Origin of the sequence: Xenorhabdus hominickii, from assembly GCF_002632725.1 — a bacterium.
Taxonomy (GTDB): domain Bacteria; phylum Pseudomonadota; class Gammaproteobacteria; order Enterobacterales; family Enterobacteriaceae; genus Xenorhabdus; species Xenorhabdus hominickii.
On sequence record NZ_NJAI01000003.1, the window covers coordinates 217,422 to 243,081 of the forward strand.

Sequence of the window (25,660 nt, forward strand, 5' to 3'; positions counted from 1 at the left end):
TGGCTCTCGACTTGAAATCTATCGGGCATAGATAAAATTAGTAGCCCCAGTTGGGGCTACTTCTTATTTTTCTTTTAATGGCTATGCCTTCGGTACAGCTTTCTTGTCATCTTGGCTGATAAAACTCTCTATGATGATGAGAGCTGCTCCGATGCAGATGGCTGAATCTGCAATATTAAAGGTGGGCCAATGCCATTCACCGACATAAAAATCGATGAAATCAACAACAAAGCCATGCACCAGCCGATCAAACAGATTCCCCAATGCCCCACCGATGACCAAAGCATAAGCGATATTACTCAGTTTCTGCTTAGCACTGGAGCGATACATCATCACCATCAAAACGACTGAGATAACAATGGCGATCAGCGCAAAGAACCAACGTTGCCAGCCGCCTTTATCCGCCAGAAAACTGAATGCTGCTCCCAGATTCTGGGCATACATCAGATTGAATGAAGGTATCAAGGGTATCGGGTTGTACAGCGCTAAATGCTGCAATACTAAGTGTTTACTTCCCAAGTCCAGTATCAATATCACTACAACCAGCCAAAGCCAGCGAAGACCAGTGGAACAAATGGGCTTATTCATCAGGCAAATTTACGCTCTTCACCGTTACCGGCAACGTTAGTCACACAGCGGCCACAAAGTTCAGCATGTTCCGCCACCAGACCCACATCTTTAGCATAGTGCCAGCAGCGTGGGCATTTTTCTCCGTCCGCTTTGCGGAAGGCCACTTTTAGACCTGCAATCTCGCTTTGTTGTGCACCTTCATTGGCGGCTGCATAGTCTGCAATTTCAACCTGAGAAGTCAGCAGCACAAAACGCAATTCGTCAGAAAGTTGGTTGAGTTTTTCTGCCAGTGTTTCATCTGCATAAAGCGTTACAGCGGCTTCCAGTGAACTGCGGATATGTTTATCAGCACGTGCCTGTTCCAGAACTTTATTCACTTCGCCACGAACTTCCAGCAGTTCAGCCCAGAATGTGTCGTTCATGTCTTCGCCATCAGACAGACCAAACAGCCCTTCATACCACTCTTCGGTAAAGACATATTGAGCACGTTTGCCCGGCAGTTCATTCCAAATTTCATCAGCAGTGAATGACAGGATTGGTGCCATCCAGCGAACCAGCGCTTCTGCGATATGGAACAAAGCAGTCTGGCAACTACGGCGTGCAAGGCTGTCACTTTTCGCGGTGTATTGGCGATCTTTGATGATATCCAGATAGAACGAGCCCATTTCCACGGAGCAGAACTGCATCAAACGCTGAACGACGGAATGGAAATCATATTCGTCATAGTATTTAAGGATATCTGCCTGAGCTGCCTGAGCGCGGCCTACTGCCCAACGATCCAGTACAGCCATGTCTTCAGCTTTCACCATATGTTGTTCTGGATCGAAACCGTTCAGGTTTGCCAACAGGAAGCGAGCGGTATTACGGATACGACGATACGCATCAGCAGAACGCTTTAAAATCTCGTCAGAAACTGCGATTTCACCTGAATAATCCGTTGATGCAACCCACAAACGCAGGATATCCGCACCCAGTTTATTCATCACATCTTGCGGGCTGACAGTGTTACCGATGGATTTGGACATTTTACGTCCCTGCTCATCAACGGTAAATCCGTGAGTCAGAACCTGACGGTAAGGGGCCTTGCCTTTGATTGCGGTTGACAGCATCAGTGAAGACATAAACCAGCCACGGTGTTGGTCAGAACCTTCCAGATAGATGTCGGCTGAATTACCGTGAAATTCTGGGCGCGCATCCACAACTGAAGAGTGAGTGCTTCCTGAATCAAACCAGACATCCAGCGTATCCGGTGCCTTAACGTAATCAGCGGCTTCAGCTCCCAGCAGTTCGGCTGTGTCCAAATCCCACCATGCCTGAATACCATCGACTTCGACACGCTTCGCAACTTCTTCGATCAATTCGACAGTGCGTGGATGTGGCTCTTGTGTCTCTTTATGAATAAACAGAGACATCGGAACACCCCATGTGCGCTGGCGGGAAATACACCAGTCCGGGCGGTTTTCTACCATTGATTCGATGCGAGCCTGTCCCCAACCTGGGATCCACTGAACATCTTTGATCTCTTTCAATGATTGTTCACGCAGGCCGTTCTGATCCATGCTGATAAACCATTGAGGTGTTGCACGGAAGATGATCGGTTTTTTGTGACGCCAGCAGCAAGGGTAACTATGTTGGATTTTTTTCAGGCTCAGCAGTGCGCCTTTTTCCTGCAACAGCTCAACAATGATATCGTTCGCCTTGAAGACAAACTGACCATCCAGTGAAGGATAGGTGCCGGAGATATAGCAACCGTTCGGGCCTACAGGATTCGCGATTTCAAGGCCATATTTCAGGCTGATGGAGTAATCGTCCGGGCCATGACCACCTGCGGTATGTACTGCACCTGTACCTGCATCGAGGGTAACGTGGTCACCCAGAACAGCAGGAACGTCATAACCCATGAATGGATGATTGAAACGCATTAATTCCAAATCTGCGCCAGTGCAATCGCTCACGACCTCCCATGAAGTGATGCCTGCGCGTTGCATGACGGATTCAACCAATTCCGCTGCCAGAATCAGACACTTATCTTCAACTTTAACTAACTGATACGTAATTTCCGCATTCAGTGAAATAGCGCGGTTAGCAGGTAATGTCCACGGTGTGGTTGTCCAGATAACCAGAGAAACGGGTAGGCTCAGATGCCGTACATCAAATTTAGCGTACACGGCATCAGCATCAACGGCGGTAAAACGCACGTCAATGGAAGGGGACGTTTTGTCGTAGTATTCCACTTCTGCTTCGGCAAGGGAGGAACCACAATCTGTACACCAATGAACAGGTTTCACACCTTTCAGCAAATGACCATTGTCGATAATGCGGCCTAGTGCCCGAATGATGTCGGCTTCAGTTTTGAAGTCCATCGTCAGGTAAGGTTTATCCCAGTCACCCAGTACACCCAGACGCTGGAAACCCGCTTTCTGTGTTTCGACCTGAGTCATGGCATATTTGCGGCACTCAGCACGGAATTCAGCGGCGGAAAATTTTTCCCCCGGCTTACCGATAATTTGCTCAACCTTGAGCTCAATTGGCAAACCGTGGCAGTCCCAACCCGGAATATAAGGCGAATCGTAGCCTGATAATCCTTTGGACTTAATAACAATGTCTTTGAGAATTTTATTAACTGAGTGACCAATATGAATATCGCCGTTTGCATAAGGAGGGCCATCATGCAAAATAAACGTTTTCTTGCCAGATTTTGCTTTTCTAATTGCCTGATACAAACCTTCCTTGTACCAACGTTTCAACATATCTGGTTCGCGCTTGGCTAAATCCCCGCGCATGGGGAACCCTGTTTCCGGTAAATTCAGGGTGTCTTTGTAGTCACTCATTATAGATTCTCAGTTCCAATTTTCCGCTATACCCTAATATTTCAAGCTTCAGTGTGAAATTTATCGGGTATCAGATACATGACTCGGATTGCTGCAAAAGATATTCTTTTGCTGCAACCACATCATTTGCGATTTGCTGTTTAAGCGCATCAAGTGAAGCAAATCGCTGCTCATCACGCAATTTTTTGCGTAATACTACATTGATATGACGCCCATATAGATCCATTTGGGTATCAATCAAATGCACTTCAAGTTGCTGGCCCTGACCAGAAACGGTGGGGCGACTGCCTATATTTGCAACACCCGGTAAGGGCGTATTGCCTAATCCGTGGACTTCAACAGCATAGACGCCCTTAACAGGCGCAACCAAGCGTTTTAACGGCAGGTTGGCTGTGGGAAACCCAATGGTGCGTCCCAATTGGTTACCGTAAACCACTCTACCGCTTATGCTGTAAGGGTGCCCCAGTAATGTTTCGGCCAGAGCCAGATCATCATTTTGCAATGCCTGACGAATAGCTGTACTGCTGATCCGAAGGCCGCTATCACAAAAACTGTCTGTGTTGGCGACATCAAAATTGTATTGTTTACCTGCTTGCTGCAAATAGTGGAAATCGCCAAGGCGATTTTTGCCAAAGCGAAAATCATCGCCTATTGCCAGAAACTTAACACCCAGTTTTTCAACGAGCAACCGTGAAACAAAGGCTTCAGGTGAATTAGCGGCAAAATACTGGTTAAATTTCGCACATAATAAATAATCAACACCATTTTGGGCTAGATATTTTATTTTATCTCTTAGCCGTGTCAGGCGAGCTGGCGCTTTATCTGCAACAAAAACTTCCAATGGCTGCGGTTCAAAAATCATGACCACCGTCGGTAATCCGAGACGCAGCCCTTCTTGTTTCAAGTGTTTTAATAAAGCTTGATGCCCGCGATGGACACCATCAAAATTACCAATCGTCAGCACGCAACCATGGTGACGCGCCCGGATATTGTGTATACCGCGAATTAGCTCCATAGCTGGCTCAATACCGTGGAAATTGCCGGATTATACCTTGTACAAGGCTCAAGGTTAACCCACGATCACAAAGGGTTTAAATTAATAACCTGATTCATACAATAAAAATAGGCCAGACGCCCGAAAAATATTTAATTTATTGCATTTCTCTGCGATTCATTCAGTTTTTTATTGCTAAAGACTGTATTCCCTCTCAGTAAGCTGATAAAATCCTGCCCCATCACAACGTAACCAGCGTCGCAGTACAACGACGCTTATTTGCACAAATCCATTGACAAAAGAAGGCTGAACAGGCATATTCCTCGGCCTTTGAATTGTCCTCGATAGAATATATTTGGGAGTTGGACCTTGGCTAATATCAAATCAGCTAAGAAACGCGCCGTACAGTCTGAGAAACGCCGTCAGCACAACGCAAGCCGTCGTTCTATGGTGCGTACTTTTATCAAGAAAGTATACGCGGCTATCGCTGCTGGCGATAAAGAAGCTGCACAGAAAGCATTCAGTGACATGCAACCAATTGTTGATCGTCAAGCCTGTAAGGGTCTGATCCACAAAAATAAAGTAGCACGTCATAAGTCTGCTCTGTCAGCACAAATCAAAGCAATGTAATTATTGTTTTGATTATGTTAAAAAAACCGGCCTTCTAGCCGGTTTTTTTGTATCTGTTGTTATATCTATATTGTTATATCATACAGTTAGAACATCTGGTTATAACTGTCGATTTAATATAATTTTTTAGGGCTGCTTTTGGGTGGTGCGCTGAATAAAGCAGAAAAGTCCTTGTTGCACACTCGTTGAACAGCAGGGTGCTGGATCATGCGTTCCGCAAAAATGACGTAATACTCTTCTTGTACGGCATCCAGTCGGCCTATCTCAACAATATCACTATCAGCAAAAGTATCGTTGGCATAAAATGAAGGCGCAATGAAAATAGCATTATGATACAGGCCAAATGCTTTCATCAGTGCGGCATCATCGAATTCGCCCAGCACTTCAACCTGAAGATTTTTATTGCGTATCCATGTCAGGAGTTTCCTGCCTAGCATAGAGCGGCGCCCCGGGATCAATAAACGGCGTTCTTCCAAACATTCTGGAAACGGTTTTTCCGGGATCGGTTGACGGCAATAAAAACTGATATTGCACTCACCCAATTTCACGGAGAACAAACCTTCTTGTTGAGAAGAATCTACTGGACAATCTGACAGGATCATATCCAGCTTATGCTGGCTGAGTTGCTCAAGCAGCATTTCATGAGTTGATTCGAAACAGCGTAAATGGATTTTCTCATGTTCTACAACAGTGGTTTCGAGTACTTTGCTGACTAAACGTTTGGAAAGAGCATCCGCGACGCCCACATCAAACAGTAGGTTTGATTCTCGGCTGTAGGTAACGATATCCAGCATTTCCTGACTGAGCGTAAACATTTTATCTGCATAACGGAAAATCAATTGCCCCAGTTCAGACGGTACCAAGCCTCTTCCCTGACGTTTGAACAATTTTCCACCCAATCGTTCTTCTAATGCTTTAATCTGCCCTGTAATGGTTTGTGGCGTCAAATAGAGTGCTTCTGCTGCACCCACAACAGAACCTTCCTTGCAAACATGCCAAAAATAATAAAGGTGGTTAAAATTTAAATGTGAAACCTGCATATATTGATCCTTATGTATGCCTTATATCTGTATACCTTTCATCTATCGCTCTTGAAGCCTGTCGGGTATATAACAGTCGGCCATACATTTTGTTTCGCCAAATTGTGGCGTAATCCTATTTTTCTATTGAGATGAAATATTATGGCAAAGTAGGTAAAAAATACTGTAGCGTAATATTAATAGGTTGAATTAATTCGGAAATTGTTTATAAATTTGTGCTTAAATTAATCTATTCACTTGCATTTTTCTACGTTTTTCTCTTCGGTAATAGTATATTTAGTAATCCATAACCAACGACAGCCGCAGTTGTAGAACCAATTAATATACCTAAACGGGAGTAAGTACTGAAAGAATCATTTAGACCTTCAAATGCCAAACCGGAAATAAAGATAGACATAGTAAAACCGATCCCACACAGTACGGAAACAGCGAAAATTTGCTGCATACCAATTTTTTCCGGTAATTTAGCAACACCTATTTTTACCGAAACCCAGCTAAACAAGAAAATACCTAATGGTTTTCCAATGAATAGACTAATCGCAATGCCCACGGGTAGCATGCCTGTTAAGCCATCGAGTGTAACGCCTTGCAATGAGACACCAGCATTGGCGAAAGCAAATAATGGCAGAATTAAATACGCTACCCACGGATGTAATTCATGCTCCAGTGTTTCGGAAGGTGAATCATCTTTTTTGTCGCGCAGAGGGATCAAGAACCCAACGATAACGCCTGCTAGTGTTGAATGAACACCAGATTTCAGAATACAAACCCACAAAACAACACCAACAACCAGATAAATGGAAGTTTTGGCTATGCCTCTCCAGTTCATCCATGCTAAAAGCGCAATCATGGCAGCGGCGAGACCAAGTGCTCCTAAAGAAACGCTTTTGGTATAAAACAACGCAATAATAACGATCACACCTAAGTCATCAATGATTGCCAGAGCAAGTAAAAATACTTTTAGTGCGGTGGGAACACGTTTTCCTAACAATGCCATGATCCCAAGTGCAAAGGCGATATCTGTCGCAGCAGGAATAGCCCAACCTTGTTGTGTGATGTCATCATTGCCATTAAATAGCAAATAGATCAGCGCAGGAGCGAGCATGCCTCCCAACGCAGCAATTGCAGGGAAAATTGCTTTGTCACGGCCGGCAAGTGAGCCTTCCATCAGTTCCCGCTTCACTTCCAATCCGACAATCAGGAAAAATACTGCCATTAAGCCATCATTTATCCATAGCAATAGTGGCTTATTGATTTCCAATGCGGCAAATTGCACTGCCACTGGAAGGTTGAGAAATTGATGATAAATACCCTGCAATGGCGTATTCGCCATAACCAGCGCAATGATGGCCGCTATGATGAGGAGAATTCCTCCTGCTGCCTCTAATTTCAAGAATTGGCGAATGATTGCAGTCATGAATAGATAACCTATGGAAATTGATTAAGGTGTCAATGTTATGACAGTCATGGTATCGGAAAAAGTAGATTATTTGTGCCAAATAAATCGATATATACGAACTATAACTTTATGAAAGTAACATATTTTGCAATATTGATAAATTATCTTAGATAGTAGATGATGTTTTTATCGCCTGTTATGTTAATAATTAAACAAAATATTTCATGACCACTTTACTTTTCTTGTTTGTTCTCAGCGCTGCTCTGCTGCATGCTAGTTGGAATGCGTTAGTAAAGATTAGCGCTGATCGATTCTTGGGTATTTCTATTATTGTCTTTTTTGCCGGGTTGATTTCAACATCAGGATTATTTTGGGTGGGATTGCCGACACTTGCCTCGTTACCGTGGTTAGCATTATCTGCCATTCTGCATATTGGTTATTGTCTGTTTTTGAGCCGTTCTTATAAGACGGGAGATTTAAGTCAGGTATATCCGATTGCTAGAGGATGTGCACCACTCATCACCGCTTTATTGAGTTGGTTATTTCTGCGAGAAATGTTACCGCCCTTTGCCATACTGGGGGTTGGGTTAATTATTGTGGGGATCATTTTGATTGCGTTTCCGCAAGGGAGAAAATCTCTTCACTTGGATCGCAACACATTGATTGCTGCGATTACAACATCAGTATTTACCGCCTGTTATACCTTGTCTGATGGTGTCGGCTCCCGTGCCAGCGATAATGCTCTGACCTATATTTTGTGGTTGTTTGCTATTAATGGCTGGGTAATGGGCGCGGTTATGTATTTCAAATATTGGGATACAGTTGGAAAAAGTATTCGTCAATACTGGAAGCAGGGTTTGATGGGAGGGCTGATGCAATTATTGAGTTATGGCATTGTTATTTGGACAATGAGTCATGCTCCTATTGTGTTGGTGGCTGCATTACGTGAAACCAGTGTGCTGTTTGCCATGTTATTGTCTGTGTTTATCTTGCGGGAACCATTTAGCAAAATGCGATTATTGGCTTGTGTTGTGATCGTAGCGGGAGTGATTGGAACAAAATTGGGGTAACGAGTTTATCTCGTTACGGATGAGTTATCTTAACCTGACCATCAGGAAATATCATTCCTATACACAACACCTTTTTTTGGCTGAGGGTCACAGCATGATAGTTAGCCTGCCTCATTGGTGATGGAGGGGGGTTCAAATTCTCATGTTGATATACTGATGTTGATTTACCTACCAGATGCCATCTCAGCATTTTAACTTTCCATCTAGTGTTATATTCTTTAGATGAGCACGCTATATTAGCCCAAGGGTCACATACCCAAGCGTTATCAGGTAAGGCACCATATACTTTATTTAATTCGGGCAAGTCCTGAGCTTTTTCAGGAAGCATGACAACAACGAGCCCATGATCATAAGGGTCATTAAATGTGATAATAAATATATAGATAGGCATTTTTGCATTATTTACATTCCGTTTTCCGCTTGTCATAAACCAATTTAAAATATTATTAGCATGATGATTGAGTAAATAGCCAAATACTGCCGCTGATAATTCGCCACAGTTTCCAATTAATACTTTGCCAGCATCTGATTCAGATACGACATATTTATATTTATCAATGATATTCCTTATTCCCCGACAAGTATTTACAAATTCATTATGTATATTTTCCTTTTCTCTGATACGTTGAGGGGTATACATTACTCTCTTATTTTCAGGCAGTCTTTCAATGTTAATATAAGTTTTATTTGTTGTTTTTGCTTGAAAAATATGCCGTGCATGCTTAATCGCATCGTTTAGAATATTTTCAATCATAATCTGCCCCTGTTATCGCTTAGAATTTTATCTGGAATAGACTTGTATAATTAAATTCAACAATTTTATTACTGTTATTGGGCTTGTTTATATAGATAGGATGTTATTTTTAAGGCGTCCAGCAGTGATACTTTCTGCTTTTTTTAAGGAAGTTTCAAGGTTAATCAGATGATAACGTTGCTTTAAACGGCAGAAAATAGAGAGGGAATCAATGAATAAAAAAAGAACCCCCTGATAATCAATAAATTAAATAATAATCAGGAGGCGCTATTATCGAGATCTTACAAAAGCATGAAATTACTTAGTCAGATCATCAAAAAACTTCTTCACACCATCAAGGAAGCTCTTAGAGCGAGGGCTATTGGTTTCACCGCCTTTCCCGCCAAAAGACTCACCTAATTGACGCATCAGCTCTTTTTGCTCTTCATTCAATTTAACCGGTGTTTCTACAACAACACGGCACAGTAAGTCGCCCTGAACGCCGCCACGGACGGATTTAACACCTTTGCCTTTCATGCGGAACAGTTTAGCAGTTTGTGTTTCAGCAGGAATTTTCAGACTGACGCGGCCATCAAGGGTAGGGACTTCAATTTCGCCGCCCAATGCCGCAGTTGCGAAGTTGATTGGCACTTCACAATAGAGGTTGCTGCCGTCGCGTTCGAAGATATGGTGAGCCTTGACTTGAACCTGTACGTACAAATCACCTGCTGGTGCTCCATGTTCACCTGCTTCACCTTCACCACTTAAGCGAATGCGGTCGCCAGTATCAACACCTGCTGGAATTTTGACAGACAGCGTTTTGTATTTTTCAACACGGCCATGTCCATGACATTTACCGCAAGGTTCTTTGATGATTTTTCCGCGACCATGACAATGAGGACAAGGCTGTTGAACCGCGAAGAAACCTTGGCGCATTTGTACTTGCCCGGCACCGTGACAGGTTGAACATGTTTCTGGGCTGGTCCCCGATTTTGCTCCGCTGCCATGGCAGCTATCGCAAGATTCCAATGTCGGAATGCGGATCTCTTTGGTCACACCACGGACAGCTTCTTCCAGTGTTAAATCCATGCTGTAACGCAGATCTGAGCCACGGCTAGCGCGTTGCTGACGGCGGCCACCACCGAAAATATCTCCGAAAACGTCACCAAAGATATCGCTAAAGTCAGCTCCGCCACCGGCACCACCACCCATACCACCTTGTTCGAAGGCTGCGTGACCATATTGATCATAAGCGGCGCGTTTCTGTGAGTCTGTCAGGATCTCATACGCTTCTTTAATTTCTTTGAATTTACTTTCTGATTCTTTATCACCCTGATTACGGTCAGGATGATGTTTCATTGCCAGTCGTTTATAGGCCTTCTTTATCTCTTTTTCATCTGTGGTTTTGGATACACCCAGAACTTCGTAGTAATCTTTTTTTGCCATTGTATTTTTTACCCTTAATACGCACACACGGGCGTAGAGTTACCTCAACGCCCGTGCAATTAACAAGTAACAGGGCGCCCTGTTACTTTGCCCGCTATTCCCTTCATCTTTCAAATTGTTTCTTTGTTGGCTTCGCTCATCCACCCCAGTCACATAGCTATTTATGTTTCTGGGGCTTAGTCGTTTATTGCCGAGATACAACTCGAAATCGATTGGGCTTAAGGGCTATTATTTTTTGTCTTTAACTTCTTCGAATTCAGCGTCTACAACGTCGTCTTCTTTCTTCGCGTTGTCTGTGCCTGCATCAGCAGCACCAGCCTGAGCTTGTTGCTGTGCAATTTCCAGAAGTTTTTTGGAAGCTTCAACCAGAGCCTGAATCTTCGCTTCGATCTCAGCTTTGTCTTCGCCTTTTGATGCTGTTTCCAGTTCAGAAATCGCTTTCTCGATAGCCGCTTTATCATCCGCAGTCAGTTTGTCGCCTGCTTCTTCGACTTGTTTACGAGTACCGTGAATCAGTTGGTCAGCTTGGTTGCGGATCTGAACCAGTTCTTCAAACTTACGGTCAGCTTCTGCGTTTGCTTCTGCGTCACGTACCATCTGTTGGATTTCTTCTTCGTTCAAACCAGAAGATGCTTTGATAGTAATGTGCTGCTCGCGACCAGAGTTCTTGTCTTTCGCAGAAACGTGCAGGATACCGTCAGCATCGATGTCGAAAGTCACTTCGATCTGTGGGGTGCCGCGCATTGCAGGCTGAATACCATCCAGGTTGAATTGACCCAGAGATTTGTTATCGCCTGAACGTTTACGCTCACCCTGCAATACATGGATAGTTACCGCAGACTGGTTGTCTTCTGCTGTAGAGAACACTTGACTATGTTTGGTTGGGATCGTGGTGTTCTTAGTAATCAGGGAGGTCATGACGCCACCCATGGTTTCGATACCCAGAGACAGTGGAGTTACGTCCAGCAGCAGAACGTCTTTTACGTCACCAGACAGTACACCACCCTGAACTGCTGCACCCATAGCAACCGCTTCATCTGGGTTCACGTCTTTACGTGGCTCTTTGCCGAAGAAATCTGCAACCGCTTTCTGTACCATTGGCATACGAATTTGACCACCAACCAGAATCACGTCTTGGATGTCAGATACAGACAGGCCAGCGTCATTCAGGGCTACTTTCAGAGGCTCAATAGTACGTTTAACCAAATCTTCAACCAGAGATTCCAGTTTTGCACGGGTAACTTTAACGTTCATGTGCTTAGGACCGGTCGCATCTGCCGTGATGTATGGCAGGTTAACGTCTGTTTGCTGGGCAGAAGAAAGCTCGATTTTCGCTTTTTCTGCGGCTTCTTTCAGACGCTGCATTGCCAGTGGGTCGTTACGCAGGTCGATGCCTTGTTCTTTTTTGAACTCATCAACCAGATAGTTGATCATACGGCTGTCGAAGTCTTCACCACCCAAGTGGGTATCCCCATTGGTTGCCAGAACTTCATAGGTTTTTTCGCCATCAACTTCGTCAATTTCTATGATAGAGATATCGAAAGTACCGCCACCCAAGTCATAAACTGCGATGGTGCGGTTACCGACTTCTTTATCCAGACCATAAGCCAAAGCTGCTGCGGTTGGTTCGTTAATGATACGCTTAACTTCCAGACCTGCGATACGGCCTGCATCTTTAGTTGCCTGACGTTGCGCATCGTTAAAGTATGCAGGAACGGTGATAACAGCTTCAGTTACTGGCTCACCCAGATAATCTTCTGCTGTTTTCTTCATTTTTTTCAGAACTTCAGCAGAAACCTGAGGTGGTGCCATTTTCTGGCCTTTCACTTCTAACCACGCATCACCGTTATCCGCAGCGATGATTTTGTATGGCATGATAGCTTCGTCACGCTGTACTTCTTCGTCCTGAAAACGACGGCCAATCAAACGCTTGATGGCGAACAGGGTGTTTTGCGGGTTAGTAACAGCCTGACGTTTAGCTGGTTGACCAACCAGAGTTTCACCATCCTGAGTATATGCGATGATAGAAGGAGTGGTACGATCACCTTCGCTGTTTTCAAGCACGCGCGTAGTTGTGCCGTCCATAATTGCTACACAAGAGTTGGTAGTTCCCAAGTCGATACCAATGATTTTACCCATCTAAACGCCTCCACAAAGAATTCATATATTCGGTCAAGTTACTAAGCTATATGAGGACGAATGTTTTATTTTCAATGGCACTGATTGCCAGACATTCCCCATTTTATGTTTCCAGCTCATGCCGAAGTATCGGTAGTAACTGTAGTTGAGACTTAGATGGGGTCATTCATCTCATCATCAAGGGGCAGATTGAAAAAAAATTGAGATTTAATAAAAATTTTTTTCGAAGGCCATTGTGTAGTTGATGTCATCACATTATGATTCGCCGCCTTTTACGTTTTATTGGTGCAGTAAAGCACCATGAGAACTTTTTTACTTTTTGTTTTTATTTGTATTTTCTAGGGGACGTATGCACTCTAATCAGTTGGCGAACCCAGGCCCATTGGGTTTAATGGGTTTTGGAATGACAACCATTTTGTTGAATTTGCACAATGCTGGTTTTTTCCCATTGGCATCGGCCATTTTGAGCATGGGAATTTTTTACGGTGGTTTGGCTCAGGTGCTGGCTGGCATCTTTGAGTACAAAAAAGGCAATACTTTTGCTGCAACCGCATTTACCTCTTACGGTATGTTCTGGTTGAGCCTGATCGGATTGCTGTTCCTGCCAACGATGGGATTGGCTGAAGCAACCAGCCATGAATTCCTCGGCGTTTACCTTGCTCTGTGGGGTATTTTCACCTTGTTTATGTTCTTTGGAACATTGAAAGCCAATCGTGTCCTGCAATTTGTGTTTGGCAGCCTGGTTCTGCTGTTTGCTTTACTGGCTATCGGTAATATCACAGGTAATGCGAGCATTTTGACCTTTGCTGGTTTCGAAGGGATTATCTGCGGCGCGAGTGCTTTCTATCTGGCAATGGCTGAAGTTCTGAATGAACAATATGGCCGTACTGTTCTACCGATTGGTGAAGTGAAGTACGCTTAACTATTCCAAACAGGATGAACTCTTAAGCTCATCCTGTTTTGTTTAAGATCCAAATCTTTTTTATATTCAACCCGTTCTTTTATTCAGATAAAGCCCCAACAAAAGACCTATCGCAGATAAAGCCATAATATAGTAAGCGGGTGCTAGTGGCGTATATTTCATCAGCAGAGTGACGAAGATCGGCGTCAGTCCACCAAAAATGGCATAGGCCATATTATAGGAAAATGAAATACCACTGAACCGTACTTCTGGTGGGTAGCTGTTAACCATGACGAAAGGTGCTGCGCCAATTACGCCAACAGCCAGCCCTACCAGGGCATAAGCGCTAAATAATTTAACCGGTTCATGACTGATATTGTGATAAAAGAACCATGCTGTGGCGGCTAATAGAATACAGCCGATGATCAACACAATACCAGCTCCGCATTTATCACATAGATATCCCACAGATATGCAGCTAATTGCCAATGAGATAATCGCCAGGCTATTTGCTTTCAGGGTCAGTGACTGTTCCAGATGGAAGACCGTCTGCATGTAAGTTGGGGCCATCAAGATAATGACCACGATACCGGCAGAAAGTAACCACGTCAGCAGCATAGAGATAATGGTTGCGCGTTTGTGATTCAAAACCACGGATTTCAGCGGGAGTTCTTCCGCTAATGCTTTACGCTCCTGCATTTCTTTGAAAACAGGGGTTTCATGTAGCCAACGGCGTAGATACATAGCGCAAAGACCGAAAAATCCACCTAAGAAGAATGGCAGACGCCATGCCCAATCAAACACTTCCTGTTTGGTATAAATAGAAGTAATAACGGTTGCCACAAGAGAGCCAAACAAAATACCCATGGTTAGCCCGGCAGTGAGAATGCCGCAGGCAAGGCCGATGCGTTTCTGAGGAACATGTTCCGCCACAAAGACCCATGCGCCGGGTACTTCTCCTCCAATTGCTGCACCTTGCATGATACGCATCAGCAGGAGCAGCAGAGGAGCTACCATACCAATCGCATCATAGGTGGGAAGCATCCCAATGGCCAGAGTTGGAATAGCCATCATCAATATACTGAGCGAAAACATTTTCTTGCGCCCAATCAAATCACCAAAATGCGCCATAACGATCCCGCCTAAGGGACGAGCCAGATAACCGGCAGCAAAAATGCCAAATGTTTGCAGTTGCCTAAGCCATTCAGGGATGTCCGCAGGGAAAAACAGTTCTCCAAGCGTAACGGCAAAAAAGACAAAGATAATAAAATCGTAAAACTCCAGAGCACCACCTAAGGCAGACAAAGACAGAGTTTTATAGTCCTGTTTGTTTAATGTTCTATTTTGATGTTGTGACATAAGTTACCGATTTATAGTTATAAAATTAGGCAATTGTGATTATTTTTAATCGCCCATTAGAGATCGTAATCAGATTAAAATAAAACTTATGCTATATTAAAAGACGTTTATTCTGCAATTTGTTTAATTAAACAAATGTGATGATATGCAATTTAAAGGTGGTCAAAAAGGAAAATTTAATGCTTTAGGTATTGAATAAATTTCAATTAGTAGTCAATAAAACAGAAAATTGAAAGATGGAAAAGCTGAAATTGAAGAAGGGAAGAGTACGCCGCTTATCAGCTAATTAACCGCTTTACTGAGTCAAAAAGGCTGAATGCTCTTCCACATATATCCCTTTTATTTTAGAGGTTACTCTGGCAGATGCTGCCTCAGTAAGGAAATAACCGTTTCAATATCCGGTAATGATGGATGCCCAACCATCCGTTTCAATGATGCATCAAAATTCTCATGCCACATGGGTTCAATAACATGATAGCCATCATCCCGTAATTGATTGATATTACGATGCGTTGCATTTTTCTCCCACATCACGCTTCCCATGACAGGAAAAAACAACACAGGGAATGTAGAAGCCAGAATGACAGTGGTTAAACGGTTGGGGGCGCTGCCATGAGCAACTGCTGCAAGAGTGTTTGCTGTTGCAGGCAAAATGGCCATGAGGTCGTGATCGGCGACAATGCGTGAAGGTTTATCTGTTGGCCAATCTTGCGGGTTTTCGCCACTGATGATTCGATCGGCATAGAGCGCCATCGTTGCAGCGGGTAGAAAGGTGGTGGCACTGTTAGTCATCAATACAGTTAATGTACAGTCAATCGTTGCTTTAATAGCTGAAAGATATCTGGGAAGAAGAGTGATATCTACGGATCCGGTAGTTCCAATTAAAATGCGTGGTTTTATTGGTTGGATGATTTCATCATTTTTCATGGGTAAATTGCCTTTATTATCATTAATATAATTATTATTAATATGGCGTGTTATCGATATTCATTGGCATGTTCCAGTAGCTTATCCAGCTCCAACAAGTAAGAATGCCTGCCATGTTCCTGCCATTCTCGTGGGTATCCCAAAGACACTTCAACATGGACGACATCTTCAATATATTCGACATTGGGGATATGCAGGTGGCCGTATACCACCATACGGACGCCTTTTCTTGATGCCCACCGATGAGTTTTTTCACTGCCACACCAAATGGAAAATTCGGTATTACGTAGAGATTCGAGTGGTTTTCGGATAATGGGGAAATGGCTCATAAGAACGATATCTTCGCCGTCCGGGATTTCGTTCAAGCGCTTTTCGGTATATTGGATACGTTCCCGACACCAATCGATAATATTTTTATGGGGATAGGTTTTCAGAAAAAACTCGTCAGAACTTATGATTCCGCAACGACGGGCGCGTTCTATGGCCTGATCCGCCGTATAGTCAGAAATACCCCTGAATGAATAGTCGTATAACGTGAAAATAGGCGCAATGGTAACGGCTGCGCCATTTCCCATGTGGTAACGACCGAATTTATCTTCAGGGGTGAGGACGTTATGCTGTTGGCAGATATTGACCAGATGTTCATAACGCGGCACGCCGGGCAATTTTAATTGATCTCTTGGTGTGCACCAGAGTTCATGATTACCCGGTGTCCAGATGATCTGAGCAAATCGTTGGGAAAGTGTACTTATGACCCATGTAAAATCTGACTCCTGTTCTGCAATATCGCCAGCCAGCAGAAGCCAATCATCGGGGGTTGATGGTTTGAATGATTCGACTATCGCCCGATTTGCTGCATGGGATACATGTAGGTCACTGACAGCCAACAGCATGATTTCACCTCTAATTACCGAGAAATAAATTTATATATCAATAAATTTAGTGCGGAATTATGGCGTTCCCGGAGGGGCTGCTCCCCAATCCCATTTAGGCACCGTTTCGCGGCGTGAGGGGGTTGCATCAGGCTGAGAATTGGCCTCAGCTCTGCGGGAACCCCATTCGATATAACCTGAGAATGCTGCACGAAACTCCGGATCAGACGGTAAGCCGATCTCATCAGCCGCTAGCATCAGTAATTCAACCCATCTTTTTCTCTGCTCTGGTTGTATACTTCTGCCTCTGTGACGACTCAGCATAACTTTGAAGCCACCCCGCTCATTGGTATAGCGTTCTTCTCCACCAAGTACTTCTTCCAACCACATGGCTACATGGGCGGGGTGGTCGGATTTCATGTTTTTGAACAGGGGAGCGAGGAGTTCATCTTTTTCAACTTTGTCATAAAAGACGGTCATGAGTTTCATCAGAGCCTCACGACCACCCATCCATTCAAATAAAGTCGGCGTTTTATTCGTCATACAATACCTCTCAGTAGGAATACATTAATGATATTGATACTCAGGTTGTGCTTGTTTTTTTGAATACCTATTACCCTAACTCCAAGGACGCGATAGCCTTGACTTTATCCAGCCGTCCTTTTGGTATGTTGTTACCTTTGTACATTCTGAAGGTAAAAAAGAGTTCTCGTAATCCAATCTCATGAGCCAGCAGAAGAAAGTCATTGTTGGTGGTTTCAGGAATATCGGCTGACACTTGTTCCCCTGTGGGTACTTGTGCCAAGGCTGTGAAGGTAAGAGTTTCAACAGCCTCTGCGTTATCGGCGTGGAAAGGGCCTATCCGGTAACCATTTTCAGATTTACGTATCCCAATCATGCCGGTAACTCTGTTTTGGGAGACGGTATAAAAACCATATCGGTTTTTGCCGAAAAACCAGTCTGTTAGCAGTGCCCCACGATGAATACCGGTACATTCAGCGTCATATTGGATCACTTCAGCAATATTGGCAGGGGTAATTGGCAAAGCCCCTAATGGGAGGGGCATTTTCTGTGTGACGGCACCTGACAATCTCAGATTGCGGTAGTAGGGAACGAATCCTCTTTTTTCATATAAATGTGATATATCCCAGTTACCATCACAGCCAATAGTCCGTTGGTCTGCAAAAATCATCGTGGTCTTCCATATTCTTCCGGCACAAATATGATTACGAAACTCAGGTTTTACAATGAAGTTGCCACCATGTGCATAGGTATCTGAATAACGTGCCATTGATATGGAGGATATGGGTTGTTCACCACGATAGGTAATGAAAAAACAATTGGGATCAACATTAAAGAAAGAGTCAGTATCACCTTCTCCCATATCCCAATTCTCGGCGCTAGACCAATTAAGGATGATGTCACTCCATTGAGTGTAATTAACCGATCGGATAGTACATTTTTTACTGTTTCTCTCTTTCATGGCCGATATATCCTTCCAACACATTCTGTAGTTAATGTAGAGGTTCAGATCTCTGTATCCGTCGCACGATCTAATGACCTAGAGTTACAAACTAAAGTCCCATTGATTTACTGATGATTTCTTGCAGCACTTCGCTGGTTCCGCCGTAAATAGTTTGGGCACGGCTATTCAGCCAATTTTTGCCAGCAATGGAATCACGCATATAACCCATTCCTCCGTGCAATTGCAGGCAACGATCTGCCACTTTCATTTGCAACTCGGTTGTCCACCATTTAATACGGGCGGCATCTACCAAACTGAAGAGACCTTGGTTAAAGAGCGCAACAGCATTATCGAGATAGACTCTGGCTATTTTTATTTCGGTATCTAATTGAGCGAGGATAAAGCGGTTATATTGAAAAGAGCCAATGGGTTGGTTGAAAGCTTTTCGTTCTTTCACATATTCCAGCGTGCTCTGCAAAATATGTTCTGCACTGGCAACCGCCACCGCTGAGATGCTCAGGCGTTCACGGGGCATTGCCGACATGAAGTAATAGTTACCGAGGTTTTCACGGCCAATCAGGTTGGTAATGGGAACTTTGCAGTCATGAAAAAAGAGTTCAGCCGTATCGCTGCCATTCCAGCCAATTTTCTTCAACGGCTCTCCTCTGGTGAATCCGGGCATGTCCCGCTCTATCACCAGTAGGCTGATGCCTTGACCCTGCTGCCCTTCTTCCGTTTTGACCGCCACAACGATCAAATCGGCATGGATGCCATTAGTGATGTAAGTTTTACCACCATTGACCAGATAGTAATCGCCCTGCCGCTTGGCAATAGTTTTGATGTCTGCTGTATTGGAGCCGCCACTAGGCTCTGTCACCGCAATGGCTACGACTTGTTTTCCGCTACATAACTCCGGCAGCCACCTTTTTTTCTGTTCCGTATTACAGAGAGCAAAAATGTAGCTGGCGACAACATCATTGTGAGCAACGATCCCCGGTACGGTCACGCCTGCTTTGATGAGTTCTTCGATCAGGATCACCGCGAATCGATAATCGTGTTGATCCAGTCCGCCAAATTCGGGGCTAACACCCATGCCTAATAATCCTGACTGGCCCAATTTTTCCCAAAAAGTGCGTTCAACCAGCCCATTTTCTTCCCATATTTTATGATCAGCTACGATTTCACGCTCAATAAATGCATGGCAAGATTTCCGGTAATTATCGAAGTTATCAATCTCAATACGCATATTCACCCCATATTCGTTGTCAGCTATTTTTTTACTCAGCAATATTGTTTTGCACAGTTATATTGTTTTACTTAGCAATATTGGTTTGATGGCTTCCCAATGTCGGTATACAGCGAAGTGATCCCCTTCAATACGGATGAGCGAAATATCGCGAGACGTGTAATTTTTCCACGCTTTCATCGCTGCTAAACTGACATACCTATCTTGAGTGGCTGAAACCAGCATCAGCGGGTAATCCACTTGTATATCGTCAAGCTGGGGAAATTGGCTGCGTATCAGGTAATCACTGCGCAATTGCCTGATGATCGGTTTTATCAGTGCAGGTTCGTTCAAAATTGCTTCCGGCGTTCCTTGATCTTCTTTGGTTTTCTGAATTAATTGTTCGTCTGTCCATGTATGCCGCTCATCTTCCTGTTGAAGATGGGGGGGAACAGAACTGGACACCACGCCAAATAGAGGAGAAATGCCATATTTTTTCACTAACATCTGTCCTACCGCAATACTCAGTACGCCGCCAAAACTGTGGCCGAAGGTGACCAGTTCCGTGATCCCCTGAGTGTGTTTCTGCTGGAAATCTGTCCAGATATCAGATGCCAGCCGATTAACCAGTAAATCCAGATCGTGGATTTCGGGCTGTTTTGCCAGATAACCGCGTCCGGGGATCGCGACAGGCTGTAGAATTGCAGCCTTGGTTGTTGTCAGGTCATTCAACCAAGGACGATAAATCGCCGTTGTTGCTCCCGCATGTGGAAAGGCATAAATAACCCGTTTGTTACTCGTGTCCATTTGCCCTCCGTTCGCCGGTGGTTTCTCTCTCCATCAAAAAAGTTTCTCTTTCCATCAGAAAACTGACTATGCGTTCGGCGGTCATAATAGTTGTCAGATTGGTTGGCATGGAGGGAATGGTGGGAAACAGGGAAGCATCAGCGACGGTCACACCTGTGATTCCGTGCACTTGTCCATCTTCTTGTGTGGCACTGTCAGGATCACTAACGTGGCCCATTCTGAGCGTTCCAGAAGCATGCCAACCCGGATTGACAAGGTTCGTGATTGCACTGTTCATGATTTCGTCGTTATAAATCATGGAGTGAGACCAAAATTGAATACCGTCAAGGAAGCCTGCCACTTCTGGATGGCGCAAAACCTCCCAGACCTTGCGTACACCACCTATAAGACGAGCGATATCCGCTGAGCTACGGGTTAATGGCAGGTCAATGTGAGGCAGTATTGTCGGGTCAGCGGCGCTGATAAAAACCCGCCCTTGTGCTTGTGGGCGCATTAACATCACGGAAGCCCCAACTAACATTGGATAAGCAACACGATCTTTAAATCCCGGCACGGTGTCACTGGCAACATTGTTCAGCAAGCCAATTTGTACATCGACTTTTTCGTCATAGCCGCTGCTGATGCGGGCAGCAATTTGTCGCCAAGGCAGGCCGGTTGTGCAGACTCCTGCTTTGGGGAGTGCCCATAGCACGACTGAAGCATGATCGGTTAAATTTCTGCCCACTGCGGGGACTTCAGCAACAATGGGAATGCCTAATGCGTTTAGATGCTCGGGATCACCGACACCGGAACGCTGTAACAATGCAGCCGAACCGATCGCACCAGCGCAGAGAACAATTTGTTTTGCCTGATAAACCGACTCTTTTCCTGCCTGAATGACTTTGACGCCAGAGGCTACTGTGCCGTTAAAGAAGATCTGTGCGACCAATGCATCAGTGATAATGTGCAGGTTTTTCCTATTTAAAACTGACTCTAGGTATGAACGGTAAACATCCACTCTTTCCGCACCATTGATGACATTAGCAGGCACAGGCCCTACAGCGGGATGTTCGCCGACATTAAGATCATCAACATAAGGAACGCCAAGTTGTTCGCAGGCATGGGCAAAAGCCATATCGAGAGGATGAATCTCGCCATCCGGTGGTCTGCGCAGGCACATTGGCCCTTGTGAACCGTGGCTATCATCATTGACACGATCGACATCACTCTCCAGATGCTTAAACCACGGTAAAACCTGTTCCCAAGACCATTTGGGGCAACCCATGCTGGCCCATTTATCGAAATCGCTCGGAAACCCCCTCAAAGCAATGGCACCATTGACTGCGGAGGAACCGCCTAACACTTTGCCTACCCGATAATTGAAAGGTTTGCGCCCTTTATGCTTACGAGACGGCTGCGCATTATTTTGCGGGTGAGCGGGAGAATGAATGAGGTCGGCGAAGCTGTCTTCACTGCGCACATTGGCCTCATAATCCCAGTTATATCCTTCCAGTACGAGTCTTGATGCGTCCCTGAGCGGGCTAACGGGGTTGTGGACATCGGATGCGGGGCCAGCTTCGATGAGCAATATCGATTTCATGCCATTCTGCGATAGGCGTGATGCAGCCACGCATCCCGCCGAACCCCCGCCTACCACGATATAATCGTATCTCTTACTCATAGGTTGTTCACCGCTTGGGATTGCAGAAGTGTCTCGATAATTCGGGAAAAGGACTGAATATTGGAATTCATGAATAGCCCTTCGATGATGTCTTGTTCGCCAATTGGCGTAATCTTAAATTCTTGTCGCAATGCGCTGAGTAAGCCAACAGCATGCAGTGAGTCACCGCCAATATCGAAAAAGCCATCAGTAACATCAAAATCATCATGCTGAAGTTGTACTTGCCAGAGTTGCAGGATTTTCGCTTCAATATCATTAGCAGGTGCAACGACGGCATCGGTATGTTCTTCTGTATCAGGCCAAGGGAGTGGCAGTGCCTTGCGGTCAATCTTCCCGTTACTGGTTAACGGCATATGGGGTAGCAAAACGTAATAACTGGGCACCATATAAGAAGGCAGGGTTTTTCGGGCAGTCTCCCTCAGTTGTTCCTGAAAATGAAGAGGATCGTCCAAGGTTTCAGCAGTACCCGGAACAATATAAGAGACGATATGCCGTTGCCCGGTTTTGGCATGAATAGGCGCATCAATAACGACGTGACTGGCATTGTCGTGATTCAGGAGACAGGCTTCAATTTCGCCTAATTCGATGCGATATCCATTGATTTTGACCTGATTATCTTCACGTCCCAGAATTTCTATCAAGCCGCCTGCAATATAGCGTCCCAGATCGCCTGTTCGATACAATCGTTCACCAGTGATGGGGTGAGTCATAAAACGCAGGGCAGTTTTTTCGGCATCACCTAAATAACCTTGAGTCACACCATCTCCACCAATATAGAGTTCTCCTGTCACCCATTTGGGGCAGGGGAGCAGCCAATTGTTCAGAACGTGGAAGGTTTGGTTTGCTAATGGCTTGCCATAAGGAATGCTCTTCCAGTTTTTATCTATTTCTTGGATGGGATAGTGTATCGACCAGATAGAACCTTCGGTGGCTCCGCCAAGACTAATGATCGCAACATGGGGCAAATTCTCCCGAATACGTTCTGGCAGATCGACGGGTATCCAGTCGCCACTCATGAGAATTAACCTTAATTTTGTCTCAGAGAGCGCGGAGCCATTTCTGTCTACCAGCACCTTAACCGGGGCTGGCACACTGTCCCAGATAGTAATTTGGTGTTTAATAAGCAGTTCCAGCCAGACTTTTGGGTCATTGGCGGTTTCAGGCATTGAAAAGACGATTTTTCCTCCTACACCCAATAACCCGAAATAGTCATAAACAGACAAATCAAATCCGGCAGGTGCGACAGACAATACCGTGTCTTTTTCCGTTACATGGAATTTGTGATTAATATCTAGCACGGTATTTGCTGCATTGCGGTGGGAAGCCATGACACCTTTTGGCTCTCCTGTTGAACCGGAAGTAAAGATGATATATGCCAGATCATCCAATCCCTGTACTGACATCATGGAAGCCCAATGTAGAGAATCGATGTGTTTAGGACATTCATCCAAATTGATCCGGAAAAAATTTGCTAACTCATCGTGTTTAAAAACTGTGCTGGCAGTGACGATCCCTTTGGCTGAACAGCGATTAAGCAAACTCATTCGACGTTCGACTGGGAGTAGAGGGTCGATTGCCACATAGGCAGCACCTGACATAAGAATGCCCAATAATCCGATCACCAATTCCGGGCTTTGTGGCAGAGATACAGCGACAATATCATTGGGATGAATTAGGACGGAGGTTCGTAGTTGCTGTGCTATTGCACAGGCTCTGCTGACCATCTCTGCATAGGTAATCTGTTTTTCGCCCTGAACAAGCGCAATGGTATTGGGGAATTTTTCTGCGGCCTGTAAAACCATTTCATGCAGCAGTTTGAGATCAAATTCGGTATCCGTGGCATTGGCTGCTGCTCGCTCCATCAGGTCTGAAGCGGGCAACTTCACCAATGATGCGTTTTTATCCCATACGAAATCATTTTCCGCACACGTTGTTATCAGCGCCAGATACGCATCCAACATGGCTTCCACCATACCGTCAGGGAATAGCTCACTGACTGTATTCCAGTTAATTTGGACAAGATCATCAACACGAACAATCTGATTCTCTAACCATACTTGTGGGGTCTGATTGCTGCTATAAATTTGGGTCGCTTCAGTCCAACCAATATCTGTCACTACATCATCCAAATTGGCCGTCAGGGTATTGCTAAATACGACGGGAGCGGCGGCGGCTCGGTTGCCATTACTTAGGTTGCCATGACCCCGGCGGGTCAGCTCTCTCAGAACCTGCACACCATTGTAGGAGCAATGCCAGCGATTCATCATCAAATCAGTCTGGATCTGTGTTAAACGATCATTGAGGCTTTCATTCCCGGTTCCCCGTATGCCCAATAACATAGGATGCAGGAAATTGCCGACGACATTTTCGATGCCATCAAAATAGGGACGTCGCCCAAATTGAGTGATCGTCAGTGTAAAATTTTGGCGTTTCGACCATTGACGAAGGACTTCTGCATACATGCCGAGAAGCACCGTTTCCAGTGTTAACTTGCGTGATTCCGCTTTTTGCCTGAGAGCCAGTAATGTCTCGGCAGCGATTTTTCGGCTGTAACGTTTGGACACCGGGGGAGAAATCAGCTCAGGAACATTTTTCAATGGTAGCTCTGGTGATTGCGGTAAAGTATCTAGCTGTTGTTCCCAATAGGCCTTATCACGCAGTCCCTGAGGCTGTCCCTGTAGATAACGCTCCGATTTGATATAAGTGCGAAAGCCATGAGTATGAAGACCTATGTTGGCAGGTAACATCGGCAACTCATGACCTTGATAAATCAGCCACCAGTCTCGTAATATCAAATGGACACTATGAAGATCGACAAACATCAAGTCGAAATAAATATGCAGGCGGGTAATATCATCATTAATTATTGTTGCCCGTATATCGAATGTCGGTGTTTTATCAACGGGCAATAATTGAGTTTCCATTTCCTGACGAAGTGTTGCCAGTTTTATCTCTTTTTCTGATGTTGACCATGTTCTGCCATCTTGAATAGAAATGGTGTAGTTCAATGGCGCGGATAAAATCCGTTGCTGTCCGTCCAAAGACAAACTAGCCCGTAACATTGGGTGATATTCAATGAGCTTGTTCAATGCGTCATTTAATACTTTGAGATTTAATGCATTAATATCCCACTCGGTATACAGGCAACTGGTTAGCCCCCCCAATTCCAATCCGGGATTACGCCCGATCAAATAAGCATATTGAATATCCGTTAATGGAAAATCTTCTGCCTCTGGGATCTCTGTTTGGGGAGTTATTGGGATGGGAGCATCCAATGGTAATACATTCCTAAGCATTCCATGAATCTGTTGTGTCAGTTGAGAAAGTACCATTTCTGTATTTTTATTTTCTAGTTCATATCGTTCAGGAGAAACAGAAAAATGTAATCCAGATTCTTGCAATGCCTTGAGAAAATGTTGCATACATTATCTCCTACCTTTGACTGAGAAGTTGCGGTTTTTCTATGTGATATTGTATTTGGTTGTTTGTGATTATTTTTTATATTAGAAATAACACATCACCGAAAATATATATCTAGATTGATTGGTTGGACATTGAGTTTTATTTGCTGTCATTTTTTTACACAATATAA

General features: G+C 44.5%; 20 protein-coding genes. 3 read left to right on the top strand and 17 right to left on the bottom strand.

All coding sequences use genetic code 11. The features are described 5' to 3' along the window. Positions 1-81 precede the first annotated feature (81 nt). The 3 genes from lspA to ribF form a co-directional block, all read right to left on the bottom strand. Entirely contained in the window at positions 82-588 is a 507-nt protein-coding gene (lspA, locus tag Xhom_RS44605) for a signal peptidase II (RefSeq protein WP_069316933.1), read from the bottom strand. Then, positions 588-3,401, bottom strand: coding sequence for an isoleucine--tRNA ligase (gene ileS, locus Xhom_RS44600; RefSeq protein ID WP_069316932.1), 2,814 nt, complete (start codon positions 3,399-3,401; stop codon positions 588-590). Before ileS ends, lspA begins: the two co-directional genes overlap by 1 nt. Before the next feature lie 70 nt (positions 3,402-3,471). Then, a complete protein-coding gene (gene ribF / locus Xhom_RS44595; protein ID WP_069316931.1) occupies positions 3,472-4,416 on the bottom strand; it encodes a bifunctional riboflavin kinase/FAD synthetase in 945 nt (314 codons plus the stop codon). A 348-nt stretch (positions 4,417-4,764) separates the two neighbouring features. On the opposite strand from ribF, the gene rpsT reads away from it, so the two are divergent. Further along, positions 4,765-5,025, top strand: a complete 261-nt coding sequence (gene rpsT / locus Xhom_RS44590; RefSeq protein ID WP_069316930.1) for a 30S ribosomal protein S20 — start codon at positions 4,765-4,767, stop codon at positions 5,023-5,025. 113 nt (positions 5,026-5,138) lie between these two features. Here the strand turns inward: rpsT and nhaR are convergent, their stop codons facing one another. Continuing rightward, positions 5,139-6,065: a transcriptional activator NhaR gene (gene nhaR / locus Xhom_RS44585; protein WP_069316929.1), complete on the bottom strand. Its 927-nt coding sequence runs from the start codon at positions 6,063-6,065 to the stop codon at positions 5,139-5,141. A 247-nt stretch (positions 6,066-6,312) separates the two neighbouring features. Beyond that, entirely contained in the window at positions 6,313-7,482 is a 1,170-nt protein-coding gene (nhaA, locus tag Xhom_RS44580; RefSeq protein WP_069316928.1) for a Na+/H+ antiporter NhaA, read from the bottom strand. Between the two features lie 206 nt (positions 7,483-7,688). On the opposite strand from nhaA, the gene Xhom_RS44575 reads away from it, so the two are divergent. Then, positions 7,689-8,534, top strand: a complete 846-nt coding sequence (locus tag Xhom_RS44575; RefSeq protein WP_069316927.1) for a DMT family transporter — start codon at positions 7,689-7,691, stop codon at positions 8,532-8,534. 13 nt (positions 8,535-8,547) lie between these two features. Here Xhom_RS44575 and Xhom_RS44570 read toward each other — a convergent pair whose 3' ends face one another. The 3 genes from Xhom_RS44570 to dnaK all read right to left on the bottom strand — a co-directional run bounded on the left by Xhom_RS44570 (position 8,548) and on the right by dnaK (position 12,852). After that, positions 8,548-9,288, bottom strand: a complete 741-nt coding sequence (locus Xhom_RS44570) for a hypothetical protein (RefSeq protein ID WP_069316926.1) — start codon at positions 9,286-9,288, stop codon at positions 8,548-8,550. Between the two features lie 297 nt (positions 9,289-9,585). After that, positions 9,586-10,713 carry a molecular chaperone DnaJ gene (dnaJ, locus tag Xhom_RS44565; protein ID WP_069316925.1) on the bottom strand — a complete coding sequence of 376 codons (1,128 nt, stop codon included), beginning with the start codon at positions 10,711-10,713 and terminating at the stop codon, positions 9,586-9,588. A gap of 228 nt (positions 10,714-10,941) precedes the next feature. Beyond that, positions 10,942-12,852, bottom strand: coding sequence for a molecular chaperone DnaK (dnaK, locus tag Xhom_RS44560; protein ID WP_069316924.1), 1,911 nt, complete (start codon positions 12,850-12,852; stop codon positions 10,942-10,944). A gap of 349 nt (positions 12,853-13,201) precedes the next feature. Here dnaK and satP point away from each other — a divergent pair, with 349 nt between their 5' ends. Then, on the top strand, positions 13,202-13,774 hold the full coding sequence (gene satP / locus Xhom_RS44555) for an acetate uptake transporter (RefSeq protein ID WP_069316923.1): 573 nt from the start codon (positions 13,202-13,204) through the stop codon (positions 13,772-13,774). A 66-nt stretch (positions 13,775-13,840) separates the two neighbouring features. Here the strand turns inward: satP and Xhom_RS44550 are convergent, their stop codons facing one another. From Xhom_RS44550 to Xhom_RS44510, 9 genes are all read right to left on the bottom strand, one after another. Further along, entirely contained in the window at positions 13,841-15,112 is a 1,272-nt protein-coding gene (locus Xhom_RS44550) for an MFS transporter (RefSeq protein WP_069316922.1), read from the bottom strand. A 351-nt stretch (positions 15,113-15,463) separates the two neighbouring features. Beyond that, positions 15,464-16,039, bottom strand: coding sequence for a flavoprotein (locus tag Xhom_RS44545; protein ID WP_069316921.1), 576 nt, complete (start codon positions 16,037-16,039; stop codon positions 15,464-15,466). A 50-nt stretch (positions 16,040-16,089) separates the two neighbouring features. Beyond that, positions 16,090-16,932, bottom strand: a complete 843-nt coding sequence (locus Xhom_RS44540) for a metallophosphoesterase family protein (RefSeq protein WP_069316920.1) — start codon at positions 16,930-16,932, stop codon at positions 16,090-16,092. Between the two features lie 57 nt (positions 16,933-16,989). After that, a complete protein-coding gene (locus tag Xhom_RS44535; RefSeq protein WP_069316919.1) occupies positions 16,990-17,454 on the bottom strand; it encodes a group II truncated hemoglobin in 465 nt (154 codons plus the stop codon). Between the two features lie 70 nt (positions 17,455-17,524). Then, positions 17,525-18,394, bottom strand: a complete 870-nt coding sequence (locus Xhom_RS44530) for a GNAT family N-acetyltransferase (protein WP_069316918.1) — start codon at positions 18,392-18,394, stop codon at positions 17,525-17,527. Between the two features lie 91 nt (positions 18,395-18,485). Further along, positions 18,486-19,622 (bottom strand): acyl-CoA dehydrogenase family protein, encoded by a 1,137-nt coding sequence (locus Xhom_RS44525; RefSeq protein WP_069316917.1) that lies wholly within the window; start codon positions 19,620-19,622, stop codon positions 18,486-18,488. A gap of 57 nt (positions 19,623-19,679) precedes the next feature. After that, the gene (locus Xhom_RS44520) at positions 19,680-20,408 is read right to left on the bottom strand and encodes a thioesterase II family protein (RefSeq protein WP_069316916.1); all 729 of its coding nucleotides are present in this window, start codon (positions 20,406-20,408) and stop codon (positions 19,680-19,682) included. After that, positions 20,395-22,068, bottom strand: coding sequence for a GMC family oxidoreductase (locus Xhom_RS44515; protein WP_069316915.1), 1,674 nt, complete (start codon positions 22,066-22,068; stop codon positions 20,395-20,397). Before Xhom_RS44515 ends, Xhom_RS44520 begins: the two co-directional genes overlap by 14 nt. Further along, positions 22,065-25,490 (bottom strand): non-ribosomal peptide synthetase, encoded by a 3,426-nt coding sequence (locus Xhom_RS44510; RefSeq protein WP_069316914.1) that lies wholly within the window; start codon positions 25,488-25,490, stop codon positions 22,065-22,067. Before Xhom_RS44510 ends, Xhom_RS44515 begins: the two co-directional genes overlap by 4 nt. Positions 25,491-25,660: the final 170 nt, after the last annotated feature.